Annotated in this window: 10 protein-coding genes and 1 riboswitch; of the genes, 3 read left to right on the top strand and 7 right to left on the bottom strand. The window is 39.2% G+C overall.

The genetic code is table 11. From position 1 onward, the window contains the following. Window positions 1–46: 46 nt before the first annotated feature. Window positions 47–463, top strand: a complete 417-nt coding sequence (locus AC623_RS04465) for a PaaI family thioesterase (protein WP_049660944.1) — start codon at window positions 47–49, stop codon at window positions 461–463. Between the two features lie 99 nt (window positions 464–562). Here AC623_RS04465 and AC623_RS04460 read toward each other — a convergent pair whose 3' ends face one another. The 3 genes from AC623_RS04460 to AC623_RS04450 form a co-directional block, all read right to left on the bottom strand. Continuing rightward, window positions 563–2,005, bottom strand: a complete 1,443-nt coding sequence (locus AC623_RS04460) for an aldehyde dehydrogenase family protein (protein WP_049660942.1) — start codon at window positions 2,003–2,005, stop codon at window positions 563–565. Between the two features lie 718 nt (window positions 2,006–2,723). After that, the gene (locus AC623_RS04455) at window positions 2,724–4,211 is read right to left on the bottom strand and encodes a class I adenylate-forming enzyme family protein (RefSeq protein ID WP_049660941.1); all 1,488 of its coding nucleotides are present in this window, start codon (window positions 4,209–4,211) and stop codon (window positions 2,724–2,726) included. Window positions 4,212–4,712: 501 nt separating this feature from the next. After that, window positions 4,713–4,800, bottom strand: a riboswitch (cyclic di-GMP riboswitch). 337 nt (window positions 4,801–5,137) lie between these two features. Continuing rightward, a complete protein-coding gene (locus tag AC623_RS04450; protein WP_049660940.1) occupies window positions 5,138–5,479 on the bottom strand; it encodes a hypothetical protein in 342 nt (113 codons plus the stop codon). 189 nt (window positions 5,480–5,668) lie between these two features. Between AC623_RS04450 and AC623_RS04445 the strand changes: the two genes are divergently transcribed. Continuing rightward, the gene (locus AC623_RS04445) at window positions 5,669–6,760 is read left to right on the top strand and encodes a DUF4236 domain-containing protein (protein ID WP_049660938.1); all 1,092 of its coding nucleotides are present in this window, start codon (window positions 5,669–5,671) and stop codon (window positions 6,758–6,760) included. Between the two features lie 56 nt (window positions 6,761–6,816). On the opposite strand, the gene AC623_RS04440 is transcribed toward AC623_RS04445, so the two are convergent. The 3 genes from AC623_RS04440 to AC623_RS04430 all read right to left on the bottom strand — a co-directional run bounded on the left by AC623_RS04440 (window position 6,817) and on the right by AC623_RS04430 (window position 11,671). Beyond that, complete coding sequence (locus AC623_RS04440) at window positions 6,817–9,234, bottom strand: penicillin acylase family protein (protein WP_049660937.1); 2,418 nt, start codon at window positions 9,232–9,234, stop codon at window positions 6,817–6,819. A gap of 241 nt (window positions 9,235–9,475) precedes the next feature. Further along, window positions 9,476–10,342, bottom strand: coding sequence for an HD domain-containing protein (locus AC623_RS20890; RefSeq protein WP_082174323.1), 867 nt, complete (start codon window positions 10,340–10,342; stop codon window positions 9,476–9,478). Window positions 10,343–10,711: 369 nt separating this feature from the next. After that, entirely contained in the window at window positions 10,712–11,671 is a 960-nt protein-coding gene (locus AC623_RS04430) for a carbon-nitrogen hydrolase family protein (protein WP_049660936.1), read from the bottom strand. A 136-nt stretch (window positions 11,672–11,807) separates the two neighbouring features. On the opposite strand from AC623_RS04430, the gene AC623_RS04425 reads away from it, so the two are divergent. Next, on the top strand, window positions 11,808–12,545 hold the full coding sequence (locus AC623_RS04425; protein WP_049660934.1) for a helix-turn-helix transcriptional regulator: 738 nt from the start codon (window positions 11,808–11,810) through the stop codon (window positions 12,543–12,545). 237 nt (window positions 12,546–12,782) lie between these two features. Here AC623_RS04425 and AC623_RS04420 read toward each other — a convergent pair whose 3' ends face one another. After that, complete coding sequence (locus tag AC623_RS04420; protein WP_442853557.1) at window positions 12,783–14,492, bottom strand: methyl-accepting chemotaxis protein; 1,710 nt, start codon at window positions 14,490–14,492, stop codon at window positions 12,783–12,785. Between the last annotated feature and the right edge of the window lie 70 nt (window positions 14,493–14,562).

Below are 14,562 nucleotides of genomic sequence, written 5' to 3'. Positions count from 1 at the left end.
ATGTATCAGTTTGAAAGCGCTTATATACATAGGGGGATCGAGACAAATGATTAAAACCATCAACTTGAATGAAGTCATTCGCGGGGAGAGTTTGCCACCAGCATGCGATACGACGCTCGGTGTAAAAGTGTTAGAAGCAGGCGAGGGCTATGCAAAAGGAATTTGGACGATCGAAGAACACTTATTAAATGGAAACGGGGTCATTATGGGCGGCTTTGTGGCAGCTGCTGCTGATATTATGATGGCCTACGCCATTACTCCGCTAATAAACGAAAACCAAACGTTCGCTTCTATTAATCTGCAGACCACTTTTCACCGCCCAACCTTTACTGGCGAAGTTGACATTGACGTAAAGGTTGAAAGGCTCGGGCGCACGGTTTCTTACTTGACAGCGGACTTAAAACAAAATGGCAAATTGACGGCAAGCGTAACCTCTTCTATTATGATTATGGATAAAAAATAACCATATCCTTCTCATCCTTTGTGGAGAAGCTATGAGACAGCTTCGAGCAAGACAAAACACCCCTAGTCAAAAGGGGTGTTTTTAGTTTATAAAGAAAGATTACATCCGATCCATGTAAACCGTCTTCACTTGTGTGTAAAATTCAATGGCTGTTTTCCCTTGTTCGCGTGATCCCGTACTGGATGCTTTGCAGCCGCCAAATGGAACTTGCGGCTCAGCGCCCGCTGTTTCTGAGTTCACATGAACAATACCCGCTTCAATGTCGTCAACGAAACGATTGGCTAACGTAAGGTTATTTGTACAAATAGCTGCACTTAATCCGTATTCTGTATCATTGGCCATTTCAATGGCTTCCTCGTAGCTGCTTACTTTGAATAAGGCAATGACAGGACCAAAAATTTCTTCTCTGGCAATTCTGGCATCACAAGATACGTTTTCAAACACGGTCGGCTTTATGTAAAAACCATTTGCCAAGTCGTCATCTGCCGGCACTTCTCCTCCGCAAAGAAGAGTCGCTTCTGCCTTGCCAGCTTCAATCATAGCCAACACTCCATCCTGCTGGCTTTTCGATACTGCTGGCCCCATGAACGAATCTGCTTCAAGCGGATTTCCTACTTTTAGTTCCTTTGTACGCTCCACTAACCGATCACGGAAGGCTTCGTAAATTCCTTCTTCTACGATCACACGGCTTGTTGCTGTACACTTTTGGCCAGTGGATTTAAAAGCACCGTTGATGGCGATATTTACTGCCTTTTCTACTTCGGCATCAGCTAGCACGATCAATGGGTTTTTCCCGCCCATTTCTAACTGTACCTTTTTGCCATTCGCTGTAGCCTGGTTTTGAATTTGAAGACCAACCTGATTGGAACCGGTAAAAGAAATCGCTTTAATAGCTGGATTTTCTACAAGTTCATTGCCGACTACCGAACCTCTTCCGAACACACAGTTCACGACACCGGCCGGCATGCCTGCTTCATCAAAAGCTTTCATAACGTGATATACCGACTTCGGTGTGAGGTCTGCTGGTTTAATGACAATAGTGTTTCCGTAGATCAGAGCCGGTGCAAGCTTCCAAACTGGAATAGCAATCGGGAAATTCCAAGGAGTGATTAATCCAATTGGACCAAGCGGCACGCGGTTCGTATATAATAATGTTTCTGCATTAGCAGACGGGATCACATCACCAATTGGCTGCAATCCTTCTGCTGCATAATATTCTAGAATGCTGATCGCACGCTGCGTTTCCCCAACTGCTTCTGCCAGCGTTTTGCCTTCTTCAAGTGCCAAGTCCCGACCTACTTCTTCCACGTTGGCTTTTAAGATCGCTGCAGCTTTACGAAGATAAGAGGCCCGCTCTTGGAAAGAGCATTTTTTCCATGACAAAAACGCCTTCTTCGCAACAGCTGCTGCTTCTTGAACATCTTCTTTTGCACTAGAAGGAAATTCCCCTAGATTCTCTCCATTGTGGGGACTGTGATTTTCTTTGTACTCCCCTGTCGTTGGTTCTTTCCACTGTCCATTGATGTAATTTAAATAACGCATTGTTTCTCCTCCTCTTACAACAATAATCACTTATACTGCTTATAAAAAAGCAGTTGGGCATAAGTTCCTATTAGCTTGTCTATCTGTACTTCACTCGCAAATGAGTGGCAGTTTTTCCCCTGACTATGCCGAAAAGTGAGCGGAAATGCGAATTCTACATTTGGTAAAAGTGTCGTGAATAGTGGAACTTTTTTTATTTTAGCATATTTTCAGTTAATTAAAATAGCGAAATCGCGCTTTTACTAGCAGGGATTTCTGTCTGTTTTGGGACTCTGGCTTGATAACTTTACTTAGAACAGCTGTATCATCCCGCTAATTAGTATAAAACTTCTGTCGCCTGGAAAAATATTGATATTATAAGAACTTGTAATGAGAACTTCTCATTCTCTATCTCTGTTTGATTCGCACTAAACAGGTGGCGGTTGTTGTAATAATTAGAGCTGCCTTTGTATCTTGATCATGATCTATTTCATGATCAAGTATTTTTATAGACTCATCGTAATGAACGAAGTCTTCCTATTTCTCCAGCCCTCTAGAACGGCAAATTAGAATAAAGGATGGCCACCATCCCATTCAATGAGAATCATGTTCTCTCTTAAATAGACAGCATAAAAAAACCAGAGTTTTACATTCCACTGGCTTTTTTATTTTGCTTCATCTTCTTGTGCTGATTCTAATCTGCTGCACCACATATTAACAAAAGAGAATGTCTATCCCCTTAATTAACAGCAGCTAAGCTCATCGCTTTCTTTCTCAGGGTCACCTTATCGATTTTCCCCTGCGTTAGCGGTATGTCCTTCAGAACAAAAAACTGATCTGGGACCTTGAAGCTAGCTAATCTTTCTCTGCAGTAAGTATGAATCTCTCTTAACTGTATTTCTTCTTTGTTCACGATAAAAGCGACCACTTGCTCACCTAATACAGAATGGGGTACACCTAAAACTACAGCTTTTTCCACCACTTCAAGTTCTGTTAAGAGTTGTTCAATTTCACTTGGGATCACTTGTTTCCCTGCTTTTTTGATCATATCTTTTTTTCGGCCCACAATTTGTATAGTCTGTTCACTTGTCACTTTTGCTAGGTCTCCTGTACTGAACCAACTGTCACCATAAATCTCTTTCATCAATTGAGGATGTTTATAATAACCGAGAAAGCCACAAGGTGTTTTAAAGCATAACTCTCCTACTCCTTCAGGCGACCGGTTTGCCAATTTGAATTCTACTTCAGGTGATAATGTCCATTCTATTCCTTCACGGATATCCGTCTTGGTGTACATCATAACTCCTAACTCTGAAAGCCCGTATAGGCTGGTAATCTTGCAGCCTTTTAAAGGGGGAATTCCTTCAAGAAATTCATCTGAGATCATTTCTCCGGCAAGATACACGGCTGATAATGGTTTAAGTACGGATACATCATTAATATTATCGAACATGCATAGAGCTTTGAATAGCCAAGGACTTGCTACCAATTTACTAGTGGGATTCCATTTCATCAGTTTTATAATATGAGGAAAGCTAAATGATTCAGTAGCCACCACTGGAACTTGCGAATAAATCCCTGATAGCAGCCAACAAAGTCCGTATAACCCTGATGCCGGTACCATTAAAAAGATTTTGTCTTTTTTTGATAGATCAGCAGCCGCAGTTAACGACCTTTGGGCAAACTTAAAAAATTCCCAATCAACCATTATTCCCTTAGGCATCCCTGTACCGCCGGATGTACAGCCTATTACATAAGGGGTTGGATCTTTTTCAGATATTTTCTCCTCTCCATCAATCATCTTAGTTTCCCAGTAGAAACCGTCCTCTGACTGAATAATGATGGCTTCTTCATTTGAAGATTCGGCCCACATTTGCACAGCATTCCCTAAGCTAAAACTATTGTGTTGTTTAATGGTAAAAATAACATGCGGATTAATATAGGACAGAATTTGATTTAACTCTTCTCTCTTCAAAAGTGGGTTAATTGGGATAACGGTCCCTCCTAATTTATTTACCGCCAGTACGATGTTTAGGAAACTCACTGCTCCCGGCATAATGATAGCGACTCTTTTCCCCTTTAAATCTTCTAGTTCCTCCAAAAGGTAACAATACTTTTTTACATTTTGCTTTAGATCCCCTAGAGTATAAGTGCCTGCTTGTGTTGTTAAAACTCTCTTCGATAAATCTGCCTCTTCATTAAAAATCCAATCATATAAATAAGACATTTCTGTATTCCTTTCTTAGAAATTTCTGACGTACACAAAACATCTTCAGAAACCCCTGTATATATGCTGATGACACAAAAGGTTAGATCATTTATTTAAAAGGACGAAAAGAATCTATTCTAAGATCACCCATTCTCCTGTACAGATACTTTGTTATCTTTAATAAAAGGAAGGTAAGAGGAAAATGATACTTCAAGAAGAATATTCGGAGGGTGTCGCAAAAAAGCTTATCTAATCGCCTCCTTGCTGAATCCCCTTATAGAATCCTAAAGACGGCACAATGGTAAGTCTGTCAACATAAGCTCTCGATGACTAATGGATAAAGTATAGTAATGTTGAACTGCAGAATAAAAGGAAATCATCTCTAGGAGATCTGCTTTTTTCCCTTAATAATTTCCCGAAAATAAAAATTCACACAAAAAAGCCCACCAAAAGATTGGTGAGCATAAGTAGATAGGGATTACCTCTATCGCAAGGTACTCCTCACTATATCCAACCTCTTTCGGTAACCCGGCGATCATAGTTACTATATAACCTTAGATCCGTGGCTTTGCGTCCTTATCTTTCAATAAGTTTGCCATTATCGTGTATGGTAGATTTATAAATAGATCATCAAATAATTATTACTTTAGTCATAGGTACTTTTGATTTATATCATAACCCATTGACTAAATTTTGTAAATAACAATGTATATTTTTGTCTTTTTATCGCTTTTTCTGTCGAAAATTAAGGTGTTTTAATACCAAACCTACATTTTTATCATTTTTTATTCACACTTTACCTTTTGAAAAAGAAAGAGGGATAGTTCTACTTAAAAAGGAGCATCGAAGTTATTCATCTAGCTATTGAATCAAAAAACAAAGAAAAATAAAAAAGAAAACGGGCACTTAAGCACCTGTTTTCCCTAAAACAGCCCACTAGTTGGTTACAATTGAACAACATCCTGGGGCTTCTCTTCGCTTTTTCCCTTTACTTTATCAATCTTATCAATAAACATTTGAAACACTTTTTTCTTTTCTTCCAAGTCTGTAATTTCTTCCTTCAACTGATTAAATCGCTTTTCAAAAGGAGTATGATAAAGCTCGCGAATGTTGCGGATAATGTCTTCATTAATTGTTGACTGAATGACTTGTTTCGTAATGCTAAATTTATAAGAATATACCTGCAGCTCGCGCTTAATTTCTTCATATTCCTTATCAATGTCATTTAACAATTCACCAATTTCCTGTTTCCATTCTTCTAAAGATTTTTTTACATGTTCCTCCATGTCGAAACTCCTTTTATTCGTTGTAATATGTATCTCATTTAATTGCTTACCTTTCATTGTATCAATTGAACTTTTCGTCTAGATGTCTATGAAATTACATGAAAATAAAAAATAAGTAACAGCCTGCTCGTTATGTTTAGTATTTGGTGCACCGGTGATATAATCACTACTAAAAGGAGAGTTTTGGAAATGGGACTAGGCTTTAGAAAAAGCTTTAAAATAGCGCCAGGCGTCCGGATAAATGTATCAAAAAGAGGTATTGGTGTCAGTGCAGGCGTGAGAGGATTACGCTACTCTATTAACTCGAGCGGACAACGAAGAACGACAGCCAGTCTACCAGGCACTGGCATTTCTTATACGCACACCTCCGGCTCAGGAAGGAAGTATAAAAGCTCTGCACAGCAGCAAAGACAAAGACTTGCACAGCAACAAAAAGAAATAGCTAAACAACAAGAACTCGAGCGCGCTAGGTATGAAGTGGAAGTATACGAAAATACGCTTGATCTCATTCGCTCGATTCACAAGGAATGTGATGATACATTTGATTGGGAGGAAATTAGCCGCTCTACTCATCCTCATCAAAAAAATGACAAGGGGCAATTTGAAATAGAAGCTCAACAGGAATTGGATTCCTTTCAACCAACTCTTTTTCAAAAGCTTTTAAAAACCGCTGATAAGAAAGAAGAAGAATTAAAGGCAGCTGTTATTCAAGCTAGACAGAAGGATGCCGAAGAATGCAGCGAACTAGAGAGAACGATCAGCATCGCTAATCGAATTCTGAATAAAGACGTTGATGCTTATTTTGAAGTAATAGAGGAATTAGCGCCCCTTGATGACTTATTGGAATTCGGAAGCGGCTTTGAATTTTTTATAGAAGATCCCGGTGCATTAGAAGTTGAATTTCTCGTTCATTCTAAAAATGTAGTGCCAACGCAAATCAAAACATTAACGAAAACTGGCAAACTCTCTGTAAAAAACATGTCTAAAACGAAGTATTTCGATATTCAGCAGGATTACGTCTGCAGCTGTGCCATCCGAATTGCCCGAGACATGTTTGCAATTTTACCGTTCAATACGGTTACGGTGCATGCGATGGATGAAGTGCTTGATACCTCAACAGGGCGACCGAATCTCGTTCCGATTTTATCGGTAAAGTTTGATAAAGAAACGCTCAACAAGCTAAACTTTGATGCGATCGATTGCTCGGATGCTATGATTAATTTCGAGCATCGAATGGACTTCAAGAAAACACAGGGCTTTAAACCTGTAGAAAAACTATAATTCTATCTTATTTAATAAAAACCGGCAGTCTGATGAGACTGCCGGTTTGGTACTATTTATTTGCGAGCATTAAACTCACTTACTGACACGGAAGCTCGTTTCACGTCTTTTTTATCAAATAAGAACGGCTTAAACTTCCAGTTAGCATATAGGCTGAGCTGGTCTTCATAATGCTCGCTGAGTGTCCCATCCTTATGAATAAAGCCAATTTGTCCTGGCGGTGTGACGTTAAAACCTTCCGGCTGTTTTGGTGTCATTTCAATATAGTGATTTTCACTTCCACGATTCATTTCGATTATTTCTGTCTTTGATCCGTATCCATGTGGAATAGCAATTAACGATTTTGCACCAAATGTCATTGTTTTAATTGGCGCACGCCACTTATCTGCTTCTTCTCCCTTTTCTTTATGAAGCTTAGCAAGTGCTTCATCGGTACTTTCCAAAATAATTTTTTCTGCCTCTTCTTTTGACTTCCATTGATAATTTGTTGGCTCCCCGCTTAATACTTTATAAGCGAGTGTCGCTCCCATACGGTGATCTGTGATTTCTCTCGTTAAATCGGAGACGATGCCTAATGAATCATTGAACAACTTATCATGGGTGTTGTTCCACCACTCATCAAAGAAAGCGGCGACTCCGGCATCATAGTAGCCATCATGATTTTTATCTTCTTTTAAATTGTTCCATTTTCTCAGCTGCTCAACTAAATAAGCATACTCTTTATTTTCAGATTGGTATTTCTCAAGCGTTTTTATTAATAATGGCTTGAAATAATGAGTGCGCAGCTGCGCGAAACTTGCTGTGTAATTGATTTCGTTTAAGTCTTTTAAATCTACCTTGCCTCTTGCTTCTATTCCATTGATAAATTGTTGAACGCGGTTATCTTTTCCCCAAACAATGCTGTATTCACCGTTTCTCCAATACTTAGACGGTTTATTGTTCCAATTGACGACATATCCTTTTTTCGGATTGATAGCTTGCGGATTTTTAGCGAATGACTGGAATCCCTTCCACTCGTATTCCCCTGTACCTGGTGTTGGGAATCTATCATCGATTTGATTGCTCCGGATCGGGTATTTACCAACGTGATAATAGGCAATGTTTCCTTTCTTATCAGCATAGTACCAGTTTAATGACATTGTGAACTCGCTAGCTGCCTGCTGAAACTCTTTTACGTTTTTCGCCCAGTTAGCCTTCATATAAGCCTGGATGCTCTTGGCTTCTGTGCCGCGGAATGACCATGATTTACTGTAAGCTACGTTCTTTTCTTTATCGAGGCTGATGACAGGACCGTGAACAGTGTGGAAGAATGTCTCTTCTATCTTCTTTGACTTTCCATCTTCTCCACGGACGATGAATGTTTCTGTCCGCTTCTCCATGTTTCTCCATTTTCCTTTATAGAAGTATTGTGTTGAATTAGCTGGGTTTAGTTTTTCTTCAAAAATATCCGTAACATTTCCATAACCAGCAGTAGCCGTTAAAGCTAAATGTTGATTAGCGCCAAACATGATAAAAGGATAGCCGATAAATCCTGATCCCTCCATATCAAAGCCAGGAGAATGCAATCCTACTTCATACAGGAAGCCAGGTGCCACGAAGCCAACTTGCGGACCGCTGAACAATAAAGCGTTGCCTGATTTAGACTTTTTTGCCCCAATAATCATCGCATTGCTGCCGATTTTCAAAGGCAATCCTAATTCTTCTGATGACTGAACAAACTTGTCTCTTTCTTTTACAATTTTCTTTGAGGCATCGATCACGGCCGATGAAAACGGCTGGATGGAAGTTTTTCCTTCCTTTTTAATGTCTGTTTGGTCATCTGGCTGAATACTTGTAGGCGCTTCCAAATCATTTTTCCAAACAAGGTCATCAAACATTTTTACCGCTTTCTCTTTTCCATATGTACGTTCAAGCCGTGCTAGAATTTCTGCATTTTTCAATTCCTGATGGTTGTCCATAAAATAAGTCATCGACACCATGTAGAGACGGACAACATCTGTTGCTTTCCACTTTCTCGGTAAAAAGCCATAGTCATGAAATTCCTTTGAAAGCTTTTGATCAGGAGCTTTCACTGCTTCATTCACATAGGCTGTGATACCTTCAGCAAATTGTTCAATTAACTGCTTCGTTTCACGATCAAGACCGTTCAGCATTGTTTGAATTTCTTGGTCGCTATAACCGTCTCGTCTTGACTGCTCATCTTTCGTTACATATTCTTCACCAAAGATTTCTGAAACGGTTCCTTCATTTCCCCGTCTGAACATTTCTAGTTGAAACAGACGATCTTGTGCCATTACGTAGCCATATGCCTTATACAAATCTTTTTTATTTTTGGCATATAGATGCGGAACTCCATATGAATCACGAATAATCGTCACATTCTCCACTTTCTTTTGGTCTTTAGCCAATGCAAAATTTTGTGGAAGAACGAGCACGAACACCATCATTATGACCATGAGCCACTTTTTCTTCATCCCTTATTCCTCCTGTTCTTCATTACATTTACAAAACGAATTATAATTTCACCGTTATGCAATAGCAATAAAATTTTTAAACATTTAGAATATTTAGTCAAATAGTCAGGTGCTCACTTACAATTTTTTCTTTATATCTCCAACTAATGAGGTGGAAAGCTCATAAATGATGACATATCTTTTGTTCTAGAGATAAATAAAATAGCACTGCTCACATTCCGAGCAGTGCATTCCATGTAAACTACAGCTTCTTCTCATTACGTTTAAAATACCGGTATATCTCATCGTCAGACCAGGCGAGCCGTTTTTGCAAAACGGCTGTGTATAACATTAAAAGAATCGGCCCATCCGAATTACTTTGAAATTCGATTCCTCGTGTCTGAAAAGCTTCCATCAATCGATAAGCAAAGTCCATTCGACCGTTTCGGTAATAAAAGTCTGCTTCTGCATGTACTTCTTTGACAAACTCCAAAAGCCCGGCCTTTTCTAAAAGTGGAATTTTCTCCTCTATTATTTGGTAAGGTACATCAAATAACAAATCAATGGTTTCGTTTGTTAACTTTTCTCTGCCGATGAATAGCCGGTTCACTTCACTTTCCAAATCACGAATAAGCTTAAACTCTCCTCTGCGCGCTTTGAGCTGCTTTAGAATATTCGAGTAATACCAATGCTGATTACTTTTTCCCTGGTTAAAATGCTCCCAGGCTTTCGCTCCCTCTGTCTCTACTGACTCATAAATGCTGCGAATATTATGCAGCTTATCACAGACAATCACTTGAAGTGCTTCCTTCGTAACGAACGGCAGCGCTTCGATCGTCGCCCGTTTTCTTTCTTCCCAAGATAAAGACTTATCGTGTTCAGACGCCGCTTGCACAATATCTGCTGTCTGTCTGCCAAACTCCGTGACAAGCTGATCATAAGTGGCTTCTGTATCTTCTAACGTATCGTGAAGAATACCTGCTGCGATTACTTCATCAGCGCATCCCGCTTTTTGCAGCATCATTCCAACGGCAAATGGATGAGCAATGTATGGAATATCAGCCACTTTCCGGACTTGTCCCTTATGTGCTGTTGCAGCGAAGTTAATTGCTTTTTCAATTAAGTTCATAGTTTTTCATCCTTTTTTCAAAGATTTTGTTTCAATCCCTCTCACTTTTTTCCTCTATACCCAATTGTGCGCGTATTTTTCAATAATCTTTGTGTAATTAATATTTCTATCCGTTAAAAGAATTGAAAACCATACGATCAACTTCATTCTTCACCACAGTGCATTAATCCTTGTTTTCCATTATGATATGGGAAATTAAAAAAGAGGAAAGCTATTGAATCAGCAGGATAAAAACAGAAACGGCCACGACTGGATGAAAAAAGTTTTCACCTTGCCGTGACCGTTTGATCGATAGCTAATTTTGAACTGTCATTCAAAAATTTTCACTTTTATTTTATTGAAGTAGAAACAGCGACCAATAATTCCACCTTAGAGAGTCGAAGGTTTCAAATCTTTTGGACCTTTATAGCGAGTAATCTGATCTGGCGTCTTTGCATGAGGAAAAGAAAGGTTCTTATATACTTCTGCATTCTCAATACCATCTTCATAACACTCATCTACGTTGCATCCAGCTTCTTTAAATTCCTTCAGCATTTTTAAAAAGCCGAACATTCCGCAGGAGCCATTTTCTCTTACACGTCGAACTTCTTCTAAGTTTAAATGTACGAAAGTAAAAGACTCCGCAATGCCTAACTCTTCAATAATTCTTCCTTCTGGGTCAACCGCTACTGAATTTCCCATGCCAACTGGTGACGGATGGTTAATGCTGACGACAAAGCATTGGTTTTCAATCGCCCGGGTAATCGCCACAGGAGTATGATTTCTCAGTCCGCCAATCCATTCTCCTTGAAGAGTTGGTTTAATAATAACTTCTGCCCCTTTCAATGCAAGATTACGGGCGGCTTCCGGATAATGGCCATCCGCACAAATTAAAAAGCCAACCTTTCCGATATTCGGGATTTCAAAAACAGGAAATTCATTTCCTGGAGTAGATGGCTCTAATGGATAAGGGATAAATACTTTTCGATATTTAAGAACAATTTCCCCTTGAGGAGAAATTAAGATAGCGGTATTGTATACGCTTCCATTTTCGCCTAATTCAAAAAAAGAACCTGGTGCCAGCCATTTGTTAATCTGTTTTGCTTTCTCTATCAACTCTTGTACCATCGGCCCGTTTGGTATAGGTTCCGCCATTTCCTTCCAATAGACCGCTTCGAGTCCGTTCAGGTATAGTTCTGGAAAAGCAATCAGGTCAATGGTCGGGTTCACAAAACAAACTTGGTCGATGTACTCCATCATTTTTTTTAGGTTTTCTTTCTTCCTCTGCTCTAGATCATGGCTCATACTAGGTGATGCCACTTGAACAATTGCCATATTTAAGTAACTCATTCTATCCTCTCCCTTCCTTTTTATTATAAAATAGAGGGAATAGTATGAAAATTATCCGAAAGTGTAATATTCTTATCACTGTATCAACAAATTAGTTTTATTATGTTAAATACATACGATTTAACGAGGTGAGAGCATGAAAGAGATACCGTTCAATACTTATAAAGAGATGCTGCTTCATTTAGATGACTTACGTACCCTTTCAGAATTTCGGGAACAGGTATTATACTTATTCGAAAAACACTTTGGGCTTGAACACTCGATTTTCTGGCTATGTAGAGACAAAGGAGAAATTTATAGTCCCGTTACTAGAAATACACCAGAGAAATCCCTTCATCAATACATTCATCATTACCATGACGAGGATTTTTTGCTGCCGATACGTGTATCTTCTCTGTTATCTAACACCAGAGTATTACGGATAGAAGATATTGTATCTAAACAAGAGTATGAAGACAGTCTGTTTTATAATGGTTTTATGAAGCCTCATCATCATTATCATGAAATGGGCGTTTATTTAATAAGCCAAAACAAATTAATTGGTGGAATTTCCTTCATAGGAGAACAGGGGAATGCCGGCTTTAATGATAAAGCAGCTAACAGCATCGACCTTCTTTCTCATTTTATCTCGCTCAAGCTTCAGTACATTCTCAAGCATTCACCCAATAATAGCCCAATAGAAGATGTAAAGTTAACACCTAGTGAAGAAAAAATTTGTGATTTGTTACAATTAGGACTCACTAATCAGGAGATGGCTGATCATTTATTTGTCAGCTTACACACTATAAAAAAGCATTTGCAGAATATCTATAAAAAGTTAGGTGTGACGAATAGAACTAGCTTGTTATCACGAATGATACAAAAAAATGGATAAGCCGCTTCTTCTGCAATGAGAAAGCATCAGCCATTACGATAAACGCCAGCTCTTAAATCGTTCTCCACGCTAGTACATTGACCAACTACACATTTCGAGAGTATTATAATAGGCTGGGCCATCTAAATCTTCGCATTTAGATGGCCCAGCCTTTGTCTTCTCTTATGTGATAGTTATTTTTGCGTTAGCCGTTCAATCACTTAATGCTTTCAAGAGCCTGATAAACACAACTTAGAATCACACTTTAAATCTCGTAATCAACTGCTGCAGCTCTTCTGATATCTTCGCTAGAGTAGCGGAAGCTGTGGAAATCTCGTCCATCGACACTAGCTGTTCTTTTGTCGCAATGGATACACTTTCATTGCTTGCGGCTGATTCTTCTGCTACATCTTTTACGATATTCATAGAAGTGGCTACTTGTACGGTGCCTGAAGATAATTCGTTAATGGCACTAGCCACATCTTTGATTTGGGTTACAACTTCATGAATAGAGCGTTCAATTTTCTCAAAGGAGTCTCCGGCTTCTTGTACGACAGTCAGACCGGCCTCCACTTCTGTTGCCGCTGACTTCATGGATTGCAGCGTCTGGCCTGTATTGTTCTGAATGACTTCAATTAAATTTGTGATTTGTTCGGCTGAGGCTGCCGATTGTTCGGCAAGTTTTCTCACCTCATCAGCTACTACAGCAAAGCCTTTCCCCGCTTCTCCTGCTCTTGCTGCCTCAATGGCGGCATTTAATGCCAGCAGATTGGTTTGCGCCGCAATCGCTGTAATAACCTCGTTAATTCTTCCAATTTCACTTGAACTTTCACTAAGTCCCCTTATAGAGATTCCTAAGCCTGTCACATTTTCGTTTATGGAATTCATCTGCTTTACGACTTTTTCAATAGACTGCTTTCCTTCAGATGACATATCAGACGTTTGGGCTACCTTTTGGGATGCCTGCTCCGCGTTTAAAGTGATTTTTTCAGCATAGCCTGCCATCTCATTGATAATTTTGGTGCTTTCCCCGACGCTCTGTAATTGCCGGCTTGAGCCTTTAGCTAATTCTTGGATGTTAATGGAAACACTTTCCCCCGCTCGGCTGCTTTGCTCGGCACTAGCACTTAACTCCTCAGAAGAAGCGGCAACGAGCTCAGAGGTTTCGCTAACTGTTTTGATAATTTGTTTTAAACCATTAATCATGTTATTAAAAGAGGAAACAAGCTGCCCAATTTCGTCCTTAGAACGATAGCTTCCTGCAATTGTAAAGTCGCCATCTTCAGCTCGGGACATTAAAGATTGGATTTGTCTGATTGGGTTCACAATGCTTCGTGTTATCACGAGTCCAATTAAAATGGAAATAGCGATTCCTGCTAAACTAACTGTTATTAAAATGGATGTAGCTGTCTTTAATTTCTCATTGTTTCTCTCTTTAATTTTGTTCGCTAACTGTTCATTATACTCTTGCAAATCATTGATCGCCTTGTTAATTTGCGTGCGTTTTTCAGCTGCCGATTGAACATAAAGGGCGTATGCCTCATCCTTTTTATTTTGTTTAGCCAAATCGAGCACTTGTTGTCTCACTTCCGAGAACTGAAGTAACGTTGTTTGAAAAACTTCTAATGTCTTCTCTTCTTCGGAAGATAAGTTTGTTTTTTTATACTTCTTCATGTTCTCATTATTTTCTTTTATCGCATCACTAATATTCGTCATTAACTCATTGTATCTAGCCGAATCTTTAGTAATTAATGCCTCTAACGTAAAAGAATCAATCGCACGGTTATTAGTATTAATCCGTCCAAGCCAATCGATTGGTTGTACATTTTCCTTATACATGGTTTCTGATCCAGAAGCCATGTCTCTCATATTCTTGTACCCCACCATACCAACAGCGCTTCCCATCACTGCAAAAAGAATAATTAGCATTAACAGCTTTTGAGCTATTTTCAAATTATTTAAAATCATCATTTTATTCCCTCTTTTGCGAAGTTTTTATTAAGTTATATCGGACGTTTAACCCAGATTATGTAGTACT

The sequence above is a fragment of the Bacillus sp. FJAT-27231 genome (genome assembly GCF_001183975.1).
GTDB lineage: Bacteria > Bacillota > Bacilli > Bacillales > Domibacillaceae > Pseudobacillus > Pseudobacillus wudalianchiensis.
Note: the sequence above shows the minus strand (reverse complement) of the source record. Positions and strands in the feature narration are given on the sequence as shown.

Excerpts from the sequence above, each read along its gene's own strand:
- AC623_RS04465 (WP_049660944.1), top strand. The coding sequence starts at position 47 with ATGATTAAAACCATCAACTTGAATGAAGTCATTCGCGGGGAGAGTTTG.
- AC623_RS04460 (WP_049660942.1), bottom strand. The coding sequence starts at position 2,005 with ATGCGTTATTTAAATTACATCAATGGACAGTGGAAAGAACCAACGACA.
- AC623_RS04455 (WP_049660941.1), bottom strand. The coding sequence starts at position 4,211 with ATGTCTTATTTATATGATTGGATTTTTAATGAAGAGGCAGATTTATCG.
- AC623_RS04450 (WP_049660940.1), bottom strand. The coding sequence starts at position 5,479 with ATGGAGGAACATGTAAAAAAATCTTTAGAAGAATGGAAACAGGAAATT.
- AC623_RS04445 (WP_049660938.1), top strand. The coding sequence starts at position 5,669 with ATGGGACTAGGCTTTAGAAAAAGCTTTAAAATAGCGCCAGGCGTCCGG.
- AC623_RS04440 (WP_049660937.1), bottom strand. The coding sequence starts at position 9,234 with ATGAAGAAAAAGTGGCTCATGGTCATAATGATGGTGTTCGTGCTCGTT.
- AC623_RS20890 (WP_082174323.1), bottom strand. The coding sequence starts at position 10,342 with ATGAACTTAATTGAAAAAGCAATTAACTTCGCTGCAACAGCACATAAG.
- AC623_RS04430 (WP_049660936.1), bottom strand. The coding sequence starts at position 11,671 with ATGAGTTACTTAAATATGGCAATTGTTCAAGTGGCATCACCTAGTATG.
- AC623_RS04425 (WP_049660934.1), top strand. The coding sequence starts at position 11,808 with ATGAAAGAGATACCGTTCAATACTTATAAAGAGATGCTGCTTCATTTA.
- AC623_RS04420 (WP_442853557.1), bottom strand. The coding sequence starts at position 14,492 with ATGATTTTAAATAATTTGAAAATAGCTCAAAAGCTGTTAATGCTAATT.